This is a genomic window from Legionella tucsonensis (assembly GCF_001468035.1).
GTDB lineage: Bacteria > Pseudomonadota > Gammaproteobacteria > Legionellales > Legionellaceae > Legionella > Legionella tucsonensis.
The window spans coordinates 1,040,337-1,056,291 of sequence record NZ_LNZA01000001.1 but is presented as its reverse complement, the minus strand read 5'-3'; the positions used below and the strand labels follow the sequence as shown (position 1 = coordinate 1,056,291).

Genomic DNA, 15,955 nt, shown 5'->3' with positions numbered 1-15,955 from the left:
TACCTCCTAACGCATATTAATAATTGTTTGTGTGATTGTATCACCGGCACGAATTGACTGCGCATTGGCTTGAAAATCGCGTTGTGCACTAATCAAATCAACTAATTCACTGGTTAAATCAACATTAGATTGCTCCAACATACCTGATTTAATGGCACCAAACCCTCCTGACGCAGCAGTACCAATTAAAGGTTGTCCTGAAGCAGAAGTTTCAGCCCAAGAAACATTCCCCATGTTTTGTAGACCTGTAGGATCAGCAAAATTAGCTAATTGAATTTGTCCCATAGCCATGGACTGGCCATTGGTATAAATTCCCAAAATAAGTCCGGTATCATCAATGCTTAAGCTAGCCAAGCTTCCTGTTGTATAACCATTTGAGGAAGTAGATTGAACACCAAAGGGACTACCAAACTGCGTACTGTTTGATAAATCAATATTTAAGTTTAAAGGATTGGCACCATTATTCAAATTAAGTGACAGTGGGATCAGATTATCACCTATAGGTGCCCCGCCTGGACTAGCAACCCCCACAAATGATCCATCCGAATTAAAATTCACTTCGAATAGATTCGTTGTATTATCTGTTCCAGCATTAGCTGGAACATTTTGGTTATCAATTTGAAAAGCAACATACCATTGATTCTCTGTACCTGGAGGAGTTGATGCGTTTGGTTGTCCTGCTGCCGCAGCAGAATCCGCCTTGATAAAATACATGCTCAGCACATGCGAATTTCCTAAACTATCATAAATAGTTAATGATGTTGGATTATTATAAGAACTGCTAAGCGGTGCAGCTCCACCAACCCAATCAATGGCGGGGGGAGTACTCTGTGAATTCAAATTGACGCCAGTTGTCACTGTGGTACTTGCCTGTGGAGTTATATTCTCTGTATTTATCTGTAATTTTCCAGAGGTTCCTGTAATATTTCCTTTTCCATCAGAAAGGAGTCCAGTAAGATATTGCCCATTCGCATTGGTAATATAATTCTGGTTATTCAAATTAAACTGGCCTGCGCGTGTGTACACCGCCCCGCCACCTGGATTATTTAAAATAAAAAAACCAGAACCATTGACTGCAAGATCCAGACTGTTTGTACTACTGGATAAATTTCCCGATGCGAACGATTGCTGAACTTGAGTCAGCATCACCCCGCTACCTATAGAAGTACTGCCTGCACCAAAACTGCCGTAACCGCCAAAAGCATAAATATCACCAAAGTTAGCACGAGAACCCTTAAACCCTACAGTTGAAGAGTTTGCAATATTATTACCTATAACATCCAAATTACTTGTTGCCGCTTGTAGTCCACTTAGTGCTGCGTCAAAAATCATTTTAGCCTCCTGCTTTTAAACTGATATTTGTCTTACCTGATCCAATGATATTGGTCCAATCCCTGCTACATTCAATTTTAAGCCTTCTCCATTTTGACCAAGGCTTACACTATCAACATTAGCAGAAGTCATCGTTTTTAATGATACTTCTTTCCCTCCATAAACAGCATGCACTTCAATTTTATACTTTCCCTCTTTCGTCCGATTATTGTCACCGTCGGTACCATCCCAACTAAATTGAAAAAATCCAGGAGCAGGCTGTCCTAAAGGAATCGTTTTTATCAGTTCACCAGATTCTGAATAAATTGAGGCACTTAAATTACTAAGACCAGGCGGAATATCAACTGCTGCCTTTACATCACCCTCAGTACCCAGTTGGAGGGTCTGGCTATTGACCAAAACTTTACGACCCACTAAAGCCGAAGCTTGCAAAGCCTGATTAGATTGTAGAGAAGTTGCCATTTGTTGTAATGACTCTTGCATTTTGGCAACCCCATCATTAGTACTAAACTGTGCTAATTGCGATAAAAACTCACCGTTTACCTGAGGTTGCATCGGATCCTGATTTTGGATTTGAGCAACCATTAAACGTAGAAAATCCTGTTGTCCTAAACTGTTCTTCGTTGCGGAATCGATTTGATTATTAAATGATGGGTTCGATGCGTTAGTTCCATTAACTGAATTTGTCGCCATTCACTTTTCTCCCTTATTCACCCAATTTTAAAGTCCGTAGTAATAGTTGTTTTGTTGTATTAAGCAATTCAACATCCATTTGATATGACCTTGAAGCAGAAATCACGTTTGCCATTTCTTCAACATAGTTCACATTCGGTGTATAAACAAATCCATCTTTATCTGCCAAAGGGTTATCAGGTGCATAACGCTTTCGAGGATCTAAGGTACTCTCATAAGTTCCTTTAAGCTGAACCCCTCCTGATACTTGTTCCCCTATCCATTGATTTGCATGCTCCTGCACTGCTTTAAATATCGGATACTTTGCTTTGTAGGTCTCACCAGCACTCCCTGACTCTACATTAGCATTACTCATATTCTCGGCGCTAGTGGTCAAGCGTGCTGTTTCAGCAGTTAATGCTGAGCCTGCAATATTAAAAATTGCATTTAATGTCATTCTTATTCTCCTTTCAGCGCAAGCATCATGGATTTGATTTTACTATCAAGAAAACTCAGGCTGGCTTGATAGTTAAGAGAATTGTGTGCAAATTCTGTGGTTTCCAAATCTTTATCCACTGTGTTTCCGTCTAAAGACATTTGCGATGTCACTCGATATTTCAAATTCGCTGAAAAATCGGCATTTGCATTAATATGATTAGGTGACGTAATCTCCATCTTTTGCGCACCACCAGCCATACTGGCTGCTAAAAATTCATTGAAATCGATATCTTGAGCTTTATAATTGGGTGTGTTGACATTGGCTAAGTTGTTCGCTATTTGTGATGCCCTGTGATCACGAGCTACCAAAGCTTTAGCATGCACTCCAAAATATGAATCCAGATCTAACGCCATATTTTCCCCCTTAAAGTATATATAACAAGAAAAGCAAACATTGTGCCAATTTAAAATAAGTGAGAAAATAAGCAGGTTAATAATTGGGGAGCTCAGCCGTATGTCAAAGAATCATACTCTTCCAGAAAACGCGATTGAACACGTAAAAACCTACCTCTTAGAATTGCAAAATAAAATTTGTTCGAGACTTGAGCGACTTGATGGCCAAGCTCAATTTATTGAAGATGCCTGGAAACGTCCCACCGGTGGTGGCGGAATTACTCGTGTTTTAACGGAAGGCTCAGTCTTTGCAAAAGCAGGTGTCAATTTTTCTCATGTCTCAGGAACTCATCTTCCTGCTTCAGCAAGCGCACACCGCCCCGAATTAGCAGGGAGAGATTTTAATGCGCTCGGCGTATCATTAGTCATTCATCCTGATAATCCCTATGTGCCTACATCACATGCAAATGTTCGTTTTTTTCTTGCAGAAAAAGATGGATCTGAGCCAGTTTGGTGGTTTGGTGGCGGATTTGATTTAACTCCCTATTATGGATTTGAAGAAGATTGCAGGCATTGGCATCAAACTGCCTTACGTGCCTGCCAACCTTTTGGCCAAACGATTTACCCTAAATTCAAACAGTGGTGCGATAATTATTTTTTTATCAAACATCGGAATGAAGCACGTGGAATTGGGGGCTTATTTTTTGACGATTATAATGAAATAAGTTTTGATCACAGTTTCGCTCTGATGCAGAGCATAGGCAATCACTATATTGAGGCCTATGCTCCAATAGTGTCACGTCGCAAGTCACATTCTTTTAGTGAAAGAGAAAGAGCATTTCAACTTTATCGAAGAGGACGCTATGTAGAATTCAATTTGGTATATGATCGTGGAACCTTATTTGGCTTACAATCTAATGGCAGAACAGAATCAATTTTAATGTCCTTACCACCTGAAGTCACCTGGGAGTACAATTGGCAACCTGATGCACATAGTGCAGAAGCAAAACTTTATACCGATTTTCTGCCGCCACGCGATTGGTTAGCGTAATACCAATAATGTAGCCTGATCAGTGCAGCTGCACCCAGGTTGCACATGCACTATTATTTTTCTGGCAAAACCACCTTTTTGAAATTGATCTTAGCCAGCAATGCAACAACAGCATTTAATAGGCTCAAAATTAAAAAAATTTTCGGGATTGCTGCGCTAAAGTGTAATAAAACAATAACCATAAACGTCCCTGTAACCATGAATAAGGCGTTATAAATATTATTGGTCGCAATAATCCTAGCTCTAGAATGAGGGGGGCTGGCAACCTGTAAGTAGGTATATAAAGGAACTACAAATAAACCTGAGCTAAAAGCTAACATAAATAAATCAAAAGCAATACGCCAGTAGGTAAACCGTGTGAAAAAGGTATTTAAAGTAAGTAATGAACCTTGCTCTGTCAAAGGAGTAGCCCAATATAAATCCATAGTAAAACAGGAAAAAGCAAACATGGCCCAAGGAATCATAGGGAAACTAATTCGTCCTTGAAAAATAAAATTCACTGCCACTGAACCGCATGCAATTCCTATGGAAAACAAAGCAAGAAATAATGCAAAAACTGTATTATTTGCTCCTAAAACATAATTTGTATAATCAGGTAGTTTTGTCAGGATTACCGCTCCTAGCAACCAAAACCAAGATAAAATCAAAATAGATAATAAAATACCGAAATGCTCTGTAACCTGCTTTAACATCTTATACGTCACTCGCAAAATCTGAATATCGACTTTTATCTTTTCGGAGGTAGATGGGGCTTTGGGGATAAATAGACTTGAAGTTAAACCGGCAAGTGCAATTACCACTGTCAAGAAAATCGCCATATAAGGTTTAGGATTATTCATGCCAATAGATAAAGTACCCATAGTAGTTCCCAGTAATATGGCAATAAAAGTACTTCCATCAATCAAACCTGTTGCACCCAGTAAATCTTTCTTAGGCAAATGATCAGGTAAAATGGCATATTTTATCGGCCCAAAAAAAGTTGAATGTACTCCTAAACCAGTCAAAGTAAGCATCATCAGAAAAATATTACCCCAATACAGGGAAAAACTACCAATAATCATTAAAAGTAATTCTAATATCTTAATCAGCCGAGTCATTAAAGCTTTATCGTATTTATCTGCTAATTGCCCTGCAGTTGCTGAAAAAAGAAAAAAAGGCGTTATAAATAAAGCACCCGCTATTGCTTGGTAAAATTCAGATTGAGATTGGTCATGTGTTAAATGGTAACTAATTAAGGTGAGCATCGCTAATTTGAATGCATTATCGTTGAAAGCACCAAAAAATTGAGTAAGGAAAAAAGGCAAAAATCTACGTTCTTTTAAAAGGTAAAAAGCACCTGTGCCCATTGGAAAAACTCCATTGATTAATATAACCGTTCATATGTATTCACTAAAAGATGAATACTACACTGAACGGCTATATAATTCTGCACTTGCTATCAATAAAAAACATGTAAATCTGATTGATTCAACTTTAATGTTGAAGGAAGAAGATGATTATGCTTTAAAACCAATCCTGCAAGTTTATCATGTGCCACTGCCTCGCGTACGAGTTGAGACAAGCCAGTTTCTGAAATTCTATTATCCGATAAATCGACGTATTTTAAATTTTTATTTGATTTTAATGCTTGAGCAATAAACTCAGCTCCAGTATCTCCTATTTTGTTACTTCTAAGATTAAGATGAGTCAAGGAATTTGATTCAGTAATCATGGTGGAAATTTCCTTGGCACATTTTTCATCCAAATTATTGTAGGATATATCCAAAATTTCTAATGTTGAATGCTGCGACACAAAATGATGCAATGCCTTCATTCCGCCCAAACCAAAATCATTACAGCTTAGAGCCAACTCATTCAATTCAGTATTTGCTTCTATCGCTTCTAACAAATGCTGCACTCCGGCATCACGCAACCAATTTAATGATAAATCCAAAACCCTCAGCTTTTTCTTTTGTAAAAAGAAGAAAAAATCAGAAGGAATTTTTTCTCCTATCCAATTATCTACTAATTTGATTTTATCCAGCTTTTTACTGGATAGAGATTCAAATAAATAAGTAATGTGATCGGTATCAATATGATTTGAGTAAAATGAAATTTCATTAACTTTTGATAATAATTTAAGGATGTCATGTAATGCATGATAATCTTTGTCATCCAACCTGGAATGATCAACACTAATTTTTTTTATTGATTTACATTGCTTTGAACCCTTTGATTGTAAATACTTCTTAAGGTGGGGAAGCGCCAAGTGGTGTTGTAACTGAAAAAGTTCTATTTCTTCTAACTTTCCATGGTCATGTTTCAGTCGAACTGTCATATCGCACCCTCTGTAAATTGAATCACTATTTAAGTGTAGATGATATTTTTCTTTTGGATGTAATGACTTGTAAAATTTTAATGAAGATGTTTCTCTTGATTGGATATCCCATAAATACACGAAATTTTTTACAGAATATCCACTCTTCAAATAATTAAATTTGCGCAACTAAACGGGTTAGTACATTACCCGGTCCTACTTCTATAAAAACTGTTTCCCCTTGGTTTTTTAAATAACGAATTGTTTCAGTCCAACGAACAGGATGAGAAATTTGCTTTACCAAATTTTCCTTAATCATGTTGTCGCAATAAAACCCTGCCGTAACATTGGCAATCACTTTAGTCTTGAGTGGGGAGAATTCAAATGGAGTAATAAATTTTGCAAACTCATCAGCAGCTGCTTGCATATAACGGGAATGAAATGCACCACTAACTTTTAAAGGTACACACATCAACGCTTCATTGGCAAGTAACTCATTAGCTTTGGCAATATCTGCAGCGAGTCCAGAAAGAACAATTTGTTTAGGCGAATTAAAGTTGGCAAAATCTACAGAATCCAATCCATTGACTCTCAGTATAAATTTAATTCGCTCTTCAGGTAAATTAATTACTGCCAGCATTCCCCCGCCACTTGCTTGAGCCATCAATTCACCACGTTTTTGCACTAGCTTTAAGCCTGTAACAAAGTCAAAAGCACCTGCTGCAAATAAAGCAGCATACTCCCCTAAACTGTGCCCTATGAGATATTGGGGTGAGGGTTCTTCAGCAGTCCTAGCTAAAAAAGAAAGCGCTTCAATAACGTACAATGCAGGTTGCGTATATTCAGTATTACTCAATTGCTGTTTTGGATCATCTAAGCATAATTCTTTAATGGAATACCCTAAAATTTCATCAGCTTGTTTTATTTGCTCAGGGAAATGTGAAAATAATTCAATTCCCATACCTTTTATCTGAGATCCTTGTCCGGGAAACATATAAATAGTCATAAGATTTTCCTTTTCTAATGCATCATTCCAAATACCACTCATAATAAATAGAACCATGATTAATGTCATCTAATAAATTGAATGCAGTATGTGTCGTGATGAATCTAACTATTTCTTGTTTTAAAATAAGGCCTGTTTACATTTCTACTCTCTTGGACAAACTGTCCCTGTTTTTCTGTGCTTTGCTACTCGCAAATTAGTGCTATTTTGACACAAGCGAAATGTAAACAGGGCTCTAATATTCGCCAAGGAATTGACAGGCCAATTATTAAAAATAGAGCGATATCATCACCACTCCAAGAAATGTAATAAAAATTTGGAAACTCTAAAGAGTTTTATGGCAAGTAAATTGTGCCTTCTAAATAAAGATGACTCGTTCCATAAAGAAAAACTCGTCCCTCTTTTACCTCGCATTGCAATTTACCCTTACGGTTACCCCCTTGCATCGCATCAATGCGTGATTTACCAAATTGTTCACACCAGTAAGGTGCAATCACACAATGAGCTGAACCAGTCACTGGATCTTCTGGAACATTGCAACCTGGATAAAAACATCGTGAATAAACATCAGTATTTTTACCTGGAGCAGTTAAGATAAGACCTCTATATTCCAAACGTGCTACTGCATCTAAATCTGGATCTGCTGTCCTCACGTCGTTTTCATTTTCATAAACAAACATTAAATCAAACTGACTTTTTAAGATGTTCTGAGGTTTTTTTAAATTTAACTGTTGTAATTTGGATGATAGTTCAATTGGGTGACAAGGTAATTCTGGAAAATCCACCATTAAACCATTCTCATTGTTGTAAACAATAAGCAGCCCGCTTTTGGAGTTAAATTTTATTTTTTTATCCTTAAATCCTAATTTTTCAAAAATAATATACGCACTTGCAAGTGTTGCATGACCACATAAAGCGACTTCTTCATTTGGTGTGAACCATCTTATATAAAATCCGTCTCCTTCAGGAACAAAAAAAGCTGTTTCTGATAAATTGTTTTCTCTAGCAATATGCTGCATTTCTTTATCAGTTAGCCAATGTTCTAAAGGGCAGACTGCCGCGGGATTACCTTCAAAAAGAGCAGATGCAAATGCATCCACCTGATACATAGATAACCTTTTCATACCACACCCCTTAAAGTAAAAAATAAATAAACAAGAAGAAAATATATGAAGATACTTTAAGAAAAATTCAAGAGGCTTGAAATGTTTTTTGGGGGATTTTTTAGACAAAAAAAATCATTGATTAATTGTCACATCCATATGATTTAAGTTTTCTCGCGCTCAGCAAAGAGCATACGGAAACAAAATCCATATTGCAACCATAACCAAAAGTCCATTGCATGAGAAGTGAACCCAGGTTAAAACAAATTTCTAACCCAGGCTAAACTTAACACGCAGCGATAGCTGAGAATATATTGATTCGTTACCTTACTTATTCAGCAATAATTGTAACGTCTTGTGCTTTTAGTCCTTTAGGTCCTTTATCAAGCACAAAGGATACTGGATCATTCTCGTGAAGGGTTTTAAATCCAACACCTTGGATATCTTTATAATGAACAAAAATATCGTCACCAGTTTCATTAATGATAAATCCAAATCCTTTTTTCTCATTGAACCACTTTACATGGCCCGTTTCTCTTTGCGACATTAGCTATCCCCTTTGTCTTAAGCTTTACTATCCAACAAGTACAGACGTTTATTTTCAGCACAAAAATATTTACTATTAACGCACTGAGTAATAATAAACATACACTTATGCAGGAAATAATTCCTTACATACAGATAAGCATAGCAGTTTTTTATTGATTGTTAAGGATTTTTTAAAAAAATCGACATCTTTATAATTTTTTTTCTATTGGAAATACATAATGAATCAGATGAAATCAGCTTTTATAAAATTAGCACTTGATTGCCAAGTATTAAAATTTGGTGAGTTTACTTTAAAATCTGGCCGTATCAGTCCCTATTTTTTTAATGCAGGATTATTTTATCAGGGCAATGCTTTACGGCAATTAGGTCAATTTTATGCCAAAACATTACTAGAGTACCAAGCTGAATTCGACCACTTATTTGGCCCAGCTTACAAAGGCTTGCCTCTTGCTACAGCCACAGCTATTGCCTTAGCTGAATTAGGACAAGAAACCACCGTTACTTTTAATCGTAAAGAAATAAAAAATCATGGTGAAGGCGGCCAATTAATTGGTGCGCCATTAATTGGGAAAACAATTATCATTGATGATGTCATTACCGCAGGTACAGCTTTTAGAGAGTCACAAATTCTAATTAAGGAAAATGGTGGTCAATTAACTGGAGTTATTATCGCTCTCGATCGATGTGAGCGAGGACTAACTCAGGAATCTGCACTGGCCGAAATTAAAGCCCAAGGTATCAATGTATATTCAATTATCACTTTATTTGATTTAATCGATTATTTAAGAAGTACAAATCAAAACGAGCAAGTAAAAAAACTCGAAGCGTATCAAACCGCATATGGGTGTTGATCCCACAACACTCTAAACTCTAACCTGGGTACAGCGTAGCGGAACCCAGGTTATACCAGGTTATTTCTTCAATAAAGCAAGCGTTTATTTTTATTTCATTGACAGAATTAAAAACAGCCAGTATATTTGTCTAATGTTATAATACGCTAATACATTAATATGAAAACACATACAACAGTAAAACATTCTGCTCTTCCTGATTTAATGCACGCCATTAGTTTGCTTAAAAATAAAGAAGAAGCCTTGCAATTTTTTACCGATTTATGCACCCCAGCAGAACTCGAAGCAATGGCAGATCGTTGGCAGGTTGTTCCTTTATTACGACAAGGTATTCCCTATCGCACTATTCATGAACAAACTGAGGTCAGCGTAACTACAATAACTCGTGTGGCACGCTGTTTAAGTTTTGGTACTGGCGGTTATGAGCTAATCGCGAAGAGATTGGAGATGTCGTGAAAAATCGTTTACGTTTGGCCTTACAAAAAAAGGGGCGTTTATCTGAAGAATCTTTGAGACTTTTGCAGCAATGTGGTTTGAAATTTCGTATTAAGACAAATAGCTTACTTGCTCATGTTGATAACTTTCCTATTGATTTACTTTTTGTCCGTGATGATGACATACCTACTCTGGTATTTGATGGCTTATGTGATGGCGGAATCGTTGGTGAAAATGTCTTACTGGAAGCTTCTCTTGCCAATCCACAAAAATTATATAAAACAACAGCATCATTAGGCACTTGCACTTGCCGTTTATCCATAGCTATTCCTGAGTCCACAGAGTATCAAGGTCCAGGAAGCTTGGATGGCAAACGAATTGCTACCAGTTATCCTAATTTACTAAACCAATATTTACGTGACAAAAAAATATGTGCGGAAAGTCTTGTATTATCCGGATCAATTGAAGTTGCACCACGAATGGGTATGGCGGATGCAATTTGTGACCTCGTTTCAAGTGGTCAAACTTTGGAAGAGAACAAACTCTTTGAAGTAGATACCGTACTGTTCAGTCAAGCCGTATTGATCCAAAGCGATCGGAGCTTTTCTTACATGTTTCAGGAGTTATTTGACATGCTCGCACGAAGAATTCAGGCAGTACAACAAGCGCAGGAAAGAAAATACATTGTTTTTCACGCTCCGAAATCAGCTCTTAATGCAATTGCAGAAAAATTGCCTGGAGCTGAGTCACCTACAATCCTTCCTTTACCCGGAAATACGAATAAAGTAGCGGTTCAAGTTGTCTCCAGTGAGCGTGTATTTTGGAACACTTTAGAAACCATTCAAACCCTCGGAGCCAGTTCTATATTGGTTTTACCTATAGAAAAAATGTTGGAGTAGTATGATGTTATCGATTAAAAATTGGCAATCCCTATCCCAAGATGAAAAAGAAATCTGTCTCACACGTCCCATGCAAACATCCTCGGTAAAAAGCAAGGTACAAGAAATTATCAAACAGGTACGGACCCTTGGGGATCACGCATTACTTACCTTTACAGAGCAGTTTGATGGGGCTCGATTGAACAGTCTGCAAATCCCCAAACAAAAAATTGAAAATGCGTGCATTAGTAAACCGTCTCTTGCTGCCATTACTGAAGCAATTAAAACGATTACTACCTACCACCAAGCTCTTTTACCAGAAAATAAAAATATAGGTACAGCCAATGGTGTAACTATTTACAGTATCTACAAACCCATTCAACGAGTTGGTTTGTATGTACCAGGTGGCAATAGAACTCCTCTAATTTCTTCATTATTAATGCAGGCCATCCCTGCCCGTGTCGCTGGATGTCCTATAAAAATATTTTGTACCCCTCCTGATGCATCCGGTTCAATTAACGAACATTTATTGGTTGCAGCAAGATTATGCGGCATAGATACCATTTATGCGCTTGGAGGAGCACAAGCAATTGCGGCTATGGCTTATGGTACTGAAACCGTTACTAAAGTAGAAAAAATTTTTGGGCCGGGAAACAGTTATGTTACGGAAGCAAAAACTCTAGTTGCTTCAGATCCTTATGGCGCAGCAATTGATATGCCCGCTGGACCTTCCGAAGTCATGGTCATTGCTGATAATCAAGCAAATCCAGCATTTATCGCTGCTGATCTACTGGCGCAAGCCGAACATGGAGTTGATTCTCAAGTCATTCTGATTTGCGATTCACTGCAAATCGCGGAACAGGTAAACCAACAACTATATGCACAATTTAATACTCTATCAAGAACAAAAATAATCAAACAATCACTGGAAAACAGTTTGATTATTGTGTGTGCAGAAAAAAAAGAGCAACTGCATATGATTAACTCCTATGCTCCCGAGCATTTGATTATAAACCGCGAGGATGCAGACTCTTGGGTTGATGAGATACACGCTGTAGGTACCGTATTTCTTGGTTCCTGGGCAGCTGAAACACTTGGTGATTATGTAACTGGATCAAACCACGTTCTACCAACTAATGGTTTTGCCAAAAATCATAGCGGTCTTAGCACACTCGATTTTCTCACTCACTTTAATGTTCAATCAATTAGCAAAGAAGGAGTCAAAGCGTTAGGGCCTGCAGCAATTGCCCTAGCTCAAATTGAAGGATTAGATGCTCATGCGCACGCTGTAGAAATCAGGTTAAACTCACTGGAGATTTAAATGTCAGTACTTAACTTAATACGCCCTGAATTATTAGACAATCAACCCTATAGTGTTGGTAGTGCTCCCATGAGACATCGATTGCATGCAAATGAGCTTCCTTGGTCTGCATTAAGTACGAATATTAATTTAAATTTTTATCCAGAAAAACACCTGCAGAACAAACTGCAAGAACAATTGGCGAAACACTATCAAGTTGAAGAAAAGCAAATTGTACTCACTCGGGGTTCAGATGATGGAATTGATTTAATTACACGTTTATTTCTCAGTGCAGGAAAAGATGCATGCCTGCAATTTCCGCCTACTTTTTCTATGTATTCTTTTTATATCTATTTACAACATGCACAACTTATTGAATGTCCTTTAGATTCTCAAAACAACTTTCAACTTTCTCTACAAGACATTCGTGGTAATTGGCAAAATAACTGTAAGATTATTTTCTTGTGTAATCCCAATAATCCTACAGGTAACTTAATCGATATAAACTTTATTGCAACACTTTGTAATGAGTATAAAAATCGCTCTGTTATCGTTGTCGATGAGGCTTATATCGAATTTGCTCAAACTCAAAGTGCAACGCGCCTCATTTCTCAATTCGATAATTTAATTGTTCTGCGTACTCTGTCTAAAGCTTATGGCTTAGCTAATCTTCGTTTAGGAATCATTTTAGCTCAAGCAAATGTAATTCATGCCTTGAACAAAATTATGCCACCCTTCCCTCTTTCCAGCGTAGTGATTGATTTAGCACTACGAGCATTAGAAAAAAATGAGTGGTTTTTTCAGGCAATCAATACAATTAAAGAGTCTCGAGCAAAGTTAATGAAGGAATTGCAATTATGTCCTGTTATCAAGAAAGTCTACCCGACTGAAGCAAATTTTATTCTTGTTAAAACCAAATATACATCCGAATTGGTTTCTTGGCTTGCTCATCAAGGCATAGTAATCAAAAGTTTTTCACCTAATTCATCGTTACATAATCATTTACGAATTACCGTAGGCGATGAGCCACAAAATCAACTTTTGCTGCGCGCTTTATCTTCTTTTCAAAATAATGTTTCAGGATATTAAAATGCAAAAAATCTTATTTATCGATCGTGACGGAACCTTAATTGAAGAACCTTTTGATTATCAAGTAGATTCTTTAGATAAAATTAAGCTCACACCTCGTGTTATTCCCGCATTACTGCAATTACAAAAGGAAGGCTTTCGCTTTGTTATGGTGAGTAATCAAAACGGTATAGGTACCGCTGCTTTTCCCGAAGATGATTTTATGATTTGCCATGAATTTATCTTAGATATTTTCTCGTCACAAGGAATATTTTTTGATGAAGTTTTTATTTGCCCGCACATGCCCGAAGACAATTGTTTGTGCCGAAAACCTAATACGGGCTTGGTGAATCAATTCCTAAAAGAAAGAGCAATTAATAATTCATGTACCTGGGTTATTGGGGACAGAAAAACTGACCGACAATTTGCCGACAATCTGGGGATCAAATTTTTGCCCGTCTCCAAAGAGCATGGTTGGGAACAAATTACTCAAACACTACTGAATCAAAAACGAACTGCAGTAGTGCAAAGAAAGACAAAAGAGACCGAGATAAAGTTAATCCTGATTTTGGATACGGACCAGAGCAGCTCCATAAATACGCCATTTCCATTCTTTAATCATATGCTGGAGCAAGTAGCCAAACATAGTGGATTCAATCTTGAATTATATGCAACCGGTGATGTAGAAGTTGATGATCATCATTTAATTGAAGATACCGCGATCGCTTTAGGGGAAGGGCTAAAAAAGGCACTTGGCGACAAATGGGGTATTAACCGATATGGCTTTACTTTACCTATGGATGAATCTTTAGCCTCTATCGCCATAGATATTAGTGGTAGAGGTTTTTGCGATTTTAAAGGCCAATTTACCCGAGAATTTGTTGGAGGCCTGGCAACTGAAATGGTTCCCCATTTCTTTAATTCATTTGCCACTGCCCTTGGTGCAACCATTCACATTGAAGTGAAAGGCCAAAATCATCATCACATGATTGAAGCCTGTTTCAAATCACTAGGACGAGCACTAAGCCAAGCCTGTATGAAAACAAACCATACTCTACCATCTACCAAGGGAGTTTTATGATTGCCATTATTGATGTCAGCGGCACCAATCTAACCTCTTTAGTAAATGCATTAAAAAGACTAGGTTTTAATTATCAATTAACGCACGACGCAAAAGAAATTGAAAAAGCAAGCCATGTGATTTTGCCTGGAGTAGGCACTGCAGCCTATGGTATGAATGCACTACGCCAGTATGAGTTGATTGACGTCATTACTTCGCTAGAGCAACCCCTACTGGGTATTTGTCTTGGCATGCAATTATTACTCGAAAGCAGTGAAGAAGGTGATGTTCATTGTCTTGGTATGCTTCCTGGAAGAGCACAACGCATACGCCAGCAAGAAGGTTATCCAGTGCCTCATATGGGTTGGAATCAATTGCACTGGTGCAAAGAAACACTCTTGCTGCGAGAATTAAATAAAGAAGATTATGTTTATTTCGTTCACAGTTATGCGCTTGGTGAGAGTAAGTATGCTTTAGCATATTGTGAATACAATGAACTTTTTACAGCAATCATTCAAAAAAATAACATTTGGGGTATGCAATTCCATCCAGAAAAATCTGCGGAAACGGGAATGACTTTATTAAAAAATTTTTGTAGCTATTAAACTTTATCGGAAATTCGCTACAGAGAGGAAGTGCAAGGAGACGCGGGCAGAATCAGAGTGTACAACAAGTACATAAGGATTCGAGCACCGTCTCGACAAAGCAATCCCCCTCTGTAGCGAATATCCGAAAAGTCGTTAACTGATTTAAAATGTGGAGGCTGTATGATCATTATCCCTGCAATTGATATTCAAGCAGGTCGTTGTGTGCGTTTACGGCAAGGACAATTTGACCAAGTCACTCAATTCGATACGTTACCAGTAGAACGTGCAGGCTACTTCGCCCAATTAGGAGCAAAGCGTTTGCATGTAGTTGATTTAGATGGTGCTCAAACAGGAGCAATGCAACAACTGTCCTTAATCTGTTCCATGCAAAACACCGGGATCTCGGTGCAAGCTGGCGGAGGAATTCGCTCTTTAGAGCAGGCAATGCTATGTTGTTCAGCAGGGATATCCAATCTGGTTTTAGGTAGTATTGCCATTACCAACCCAGAACTGACTGCGCTCATTATTAAGGAAATCAATCCACAACACATTATCCTGGCTTTAGATATTCGCATGAAAAACAAGATACCTATCCCTGCTATTCATGGTTGGCAAACAACAACAAATAATAATTTATGGAATGTTGTTTCTCATTATCTGCAATTAGGAATTAAACAAATACTTTGTACTGATATTGCTTGTGATGGAATGATGCAAGGACCAAATTTTGAACTTTATGAGGAAGCAATAGAACGTTTTCCTCAAATTGAATGGCAAGCTTCAGGAGGTATCCGTAATGCGGATGATATTAATCGACTGGACACCTTGGGAGTTACTGCAGCAATCTTGGGATTAACCCTTTACCAAGGTACTTTTGACCTAAGCACAATGTTATCATAGTTTGCGTGGTCTATCTTATTAATTTGAGTATAAATT

At 37.6% G+C, this 15,955-nt stretch carries 18 protein-coding genes; 9 read left to right on the top strand and 9 right to left on the bottom strand.

The window, feature by feature from the left end; genetic code table 11:
* Positions 1-6 precede the first annotated feature (6 nt).
* The 4 genes from flgE to flgB are packed head-to-tail and all read right to left on the bottom strand — an operon-like array spanning position 7 to position 2,856.
* Positions 7-1,332, bottom strand: coding sequence for a flagellar hook protein FlgE (gene flgE / locus Ltuc_RS04555; protein ID WP_058520129.1), 1,326 nt, complete (start codon positions 1,330-1,332; stop codon positions 7-9).
* A gap of 15 nt (positions 1,333-1,347) precedes the next feature.
* Positions 1,348-2,025, bottom strand: coding sequence for a flagellar hook assembly protein FlgD (locus tag Ltuc_RS04550; protein WP_058520128.1), 678 nt, complete (start codon positions 2,023-2,025; stop codon positions 1,348-1,350).
* A gap of 13 nt (positions 2,026-2,038) precedes the next feature.
* Entirely contained in the window at positions 2,039-2,461 is a 423-nt protein-coding gene (flgC, locus tag Ltuc_RS04545) for a flagellar basal body rod protein FlgC (protein ID WP_058520127.1), read from the bottom strand.
* 2 nt (positions 2,462-2,463) lie between these two features.
* Positions 2,464-2,856, bottom strand: coding sequence for a flagellar basal body rod protein FlgB (flgB, locus tag Ltuc_RS04540; RefSeq protein ID WP_058520126.1), 393 nt, complete (start codon positions 2,854-2,856; stop codon positions 2,464-2,466).
* 100 nt (positions 2,857-2,956) lie between these two features.
* On the opposite strand from flgB, the gene hemF reads away from it, so the two are divergent.
* A complete protein-coding gene (gene hemF, locus Ltuc_RS04535) occupies positions 2,957-3,886 on the top strand; it encodes an oxygen-dependent coproporphyrinogen oxidase (protein WP_058520125.1) in 930 nt (309 codons plus the stop codon).
* Positions 3,887-3,939: 53 nt separating this feature from the next.
* Here hemF and Ltuc_RS04530 read toward each other — a convergent pair whose 3' ends face one another.
* From Ltuc_RS04530 to Ltuc_RS04510, 5 genes are all read right to left on the bottom strand, one after another.
* Positions 3,940-5,232, bottom strand: coding sequence for an MFS transporter (locus Ltuc_RS04530; RefSeq protein WP_058520124.1), 1,293 nt, complete (start codon positions 5,230-5,232; stop codon positions 3,940-3,942).
* A 92-nt stretch (positions 5,233-5,324) separates the two neighbouring features.
* Positions 5,325-6,203 carry a leucine-rich repeat domain-containing protein gene (locus Ltuc_RS04525; RefSeq protein WP_058520123.1) on the bottom strand — a complete coding sequence of 293 codons (879 nt, stop codon included), beginning with the start codon at positions 6,201-6,203 and terminating at the stop codon, positions 5,325-5,327.
* Between the two features lie 154 nt (positions 6,204-6,357).
* Complete coding sequence (gene fabD / locus Ltuc_RS04520) at positions 6,358-7,188, bottom strand: ACP S-malonyltransferase (protein ID WP_058521604.1); 831 nt, start codon at positions 7,186-7,188, stop codon at positions 6,358-6,360.
* A 335-nt stretch (positions 7,189-7,523) separates the two neighbouring features.
* Positions 7,524-8,312: a PhzF family phenazine biosynthesis protein gene (locus Ltuc_RS04515; protein ID WP_058520122.1), complete on the bottom strand. Its 789-nt coding sequence runs from the start codon at positions 8,310-8,312 to the stop codon at positions 7,524-7,526.
* 310 nt (positions 8,313-8,622) lie between these two features.
* Positions 8,623-8,838: a cold-shock protein gene (locus Ltuc_RS04510; protein WP_058520121.1), complete on the bottom strand. Its 216-nt coding sequence runs from the start codon at positions 8,836-8,838 to the stop codon at positions 8,623-8,625.
* Positions 8,839-9,058: 220 nt separating this feature from the next.
* Between Ltuc_RS04510 and pyrE the strand changes: the two genes are divergently transcribed.
* The 8 genes from pyrE (at position 9,059) to Ltuc_RS04470 (ending at position 15,919) form a co-directional block, all read left to right on the top strand.
* Positions 9,059-9,691 (top strand): orotate phosphoribosyltransferase, encoded by a 633-nt coding sequence (gene pyrE / locus Ltuc_RS04505; RefSeq protein ID WP_058520120.1) that lies wholly within the window; start codon positions 9,059-9,061, stop codon positions 9,689-9,691.
* Between the two features lie 159 nt (positions 9,692-9,850).
* Positions 9,851-10,147: a YerC/YecD family TrpR-related protein gene (locus tag Ltuc_RS04500; RefSeq protein ID WP_058520119.1), complete on the top strand. Its 297-nt coding sequence runs from the start codon at positions 9,851-9,853 to the stop codon at positions 10,145-10,147.
* Complete coding sequence (hisG, locus tag Ltuc_RS04495; protein WP_058520118.1) at positions 10,144-11,025, top strand: ATP phosphoribosyltransferase; 882 nt, start codon at positions 10,144-10,146, stop codon at positions 11,023-11,025. The genes Ltuc_RS04500 and hisG overlap by 4 nt, the downstream gene beginning before the upstream one ends.
* A gap of 4 nt (positions 11,026-11,029) precedes the next feature.
* Positions 11,030-12,325: a histidinol dehydrogenase gene (gene hisD / locus Ltuc_RS04490; RefSeq protein ID WP_058521603.1), complete on the top strand. Its 1,296-nt coding sequence runs from the start codon at positions 11,030-11,032 to the stop codon at positions 12,323-12,325.
* Complete coding sequence (hisC, locus tag Ltuc_RS04485) at positions 12,326-13,393, top strand: histidinol-phosphate transaminase (RefSeq protein WP_058520117.1); 1,068 nt, start codon at positions 12,326-12,328, stop codon at positions 13,391-13,393.
* Position 13,394: 1 nt separating this feature from the next.
* Positions 13,395-14,453: a bifunctional histidinol-phosphatase/imidazoleglycerol-phosphate dehydratase HisB gene (gene hisB, locus Ltuc_RS04480; RefSeq protein WP_058520116.1), complete on the top strand. Its 1,059-nt coding sequence runs from the start codon at positions 13,395-13,397 to the stop codon at positions 14,451-14,453.
* Entirely contained in the window at positions 14,450-15,037 is a 588-nt protein-coding gene (gene hisH / locus Ltuc_RS04475; RefSeq protein WP_058520115.1) for an imidazole glycerol phosphate synthase subunit HisH, read from the top strand. Before hisB ends, hisH begins: the two co-directional genes overlap by 4 nt.
* Positions 15,038-15,199: 162 nt before the next feature.
* The gene (locus Ltuc_RS04470; protein WP_058520114.1) at positions 15,200-15,919 is read left to right on the top strand and encodes a 1-(5-phosphoribosyl)-5-[(5-phosphoribosylamino)methylideneamino] imidazole-4-carboxamide isomerase; all 720 of its coding nucleotides are present in this window, start codon (positions 15,200-15,202) and stop codon (positions 15,917-15,919) included.
* Positions 15,920-15,955: the final 36 nt, after the last annotated feature.

What these genes read in the sequence shown, in the direction of transcription:
- flgE (WP_058520129.1), bottom strand. Translation starts at nt 1,332, where the DNA reads ATGATTTTTGACGCAGCACTAAGTGGACTACAAGCGGCAACAAGTAAT.
- Ltuc_RS04550 (WP_058520128.1), bottom strand. Translation starts at nt 2,025, where the DNA reads ATGGCGACAAATTCAGTTAATGGAACTAACGCATCGAACCCATCATTT.
- flgC (WP_058520127.1), bottom strand. Translation starts at nt 2,461, where the DNA reads ATGACATTAAATGCAATTTTTAATATTGCAGGCTCAGCATTAACTGCT.
- flgB (WP_058520126.1), bottom strand. Translation starts at nt 2,856, where the DNA reads ATGGCGTTAGATCTGGATTCATATTTTGGAGTGCATGCTAAAGCTTTG.
- hemF (WP_058520125.1), top strand. Translation starts at nt 2,957, where the DNA reads ATGTCAAAGAATCATACTCTTCCAGAAAACGCGATTGAACACGTAAAA.
- Ltuc_RS04530 (WP_058520124.1), bottom strand. Translation starts at nt 5,232, where the DNA reads ATGGGCACAGGTGCTTTTTACCTTTTAAAAGAACGTAGATTTTTGCCT.
- Ltuc_RS04525 (WP_058520123.1), bottom strand. Translation starts at nt 6,203, where the DNA reads ATGACAGTTCGACTGAAACATGACCATGGAAAGTTAGAAGAAATAGAA.
- fabD (WP_058521604.1), bottom strand. Translation starts at nt 7,188, where the DNA reads ATGACTATTTATATGTTTCCCGGACAAGGATCTCAGATAAAAGGTATG.
- Ltuc_RS04515 (WP_058520122.1), bottom strand. Translation starts at nt 8,312, where the DNA reads ATGAAAAGGTTATCTATGTATCAGGTGGATGCATTTGCATCTGCTCTT.
- Ltuc_RS04510 (WP_058520121.1), bottom strand. Translation starts at nt 8,838, where the DNA reads ATGTCGCAAAGAGAAACGGGCCATGTAAAGTGGTTCAATGAGAAAAAA.
- pyrE (WP_058520120.1), top strand. Translation starts at nt 9,059, where the DNA reads ATGAATCAGATGAAATCAGCTTTTATAAAATTAGCACTTGATTGCCAA.
- Ltuc_RS04500 (WP_058520119.1), top strand. Translation starts at nt 9,851, where the DNA reads ATGAAAACACATACAACAGTAAAACATTCTGCTCTTCCTGATTTAATG.
- hisD (WP_058521603.1), top strand. Translation starts at nt 11,030, where the DNA reads ATGTTATCGATTAAAAATTGGCAATCCCTATCCCAAGATGAAAAAGAA.
- hisC (WP_058520117.1), top strand. Translation starts at nt 12,326, where the DNA reads ATGTCAGTACTTAACTTAATACGCCCTGAATTATTAGACAATCAACCC.
- hisB (WP_058520116.1), top strand. Translation starts at nt 13,395, where the DNA reads ATGCAAAAAATCTTATTTATCGATCGTGACGGAACCTTAATTGAAGAA.
- hisH (WP_058520115.1), top strand. Translation starts at nt 14,450, where the DNA reads ATGATTGCCATTATTGATGTCAGCGGCACCAATCTAACCTCTTTAGTA.
- Ltuc_RS04470 (WP_058520114.1), top strand. Translation starts at nt 15,200, where the DNA reads ATGATCATTATCCCTGCAATTGATATTCAAGCAGGTCGTTGTGTGCGT.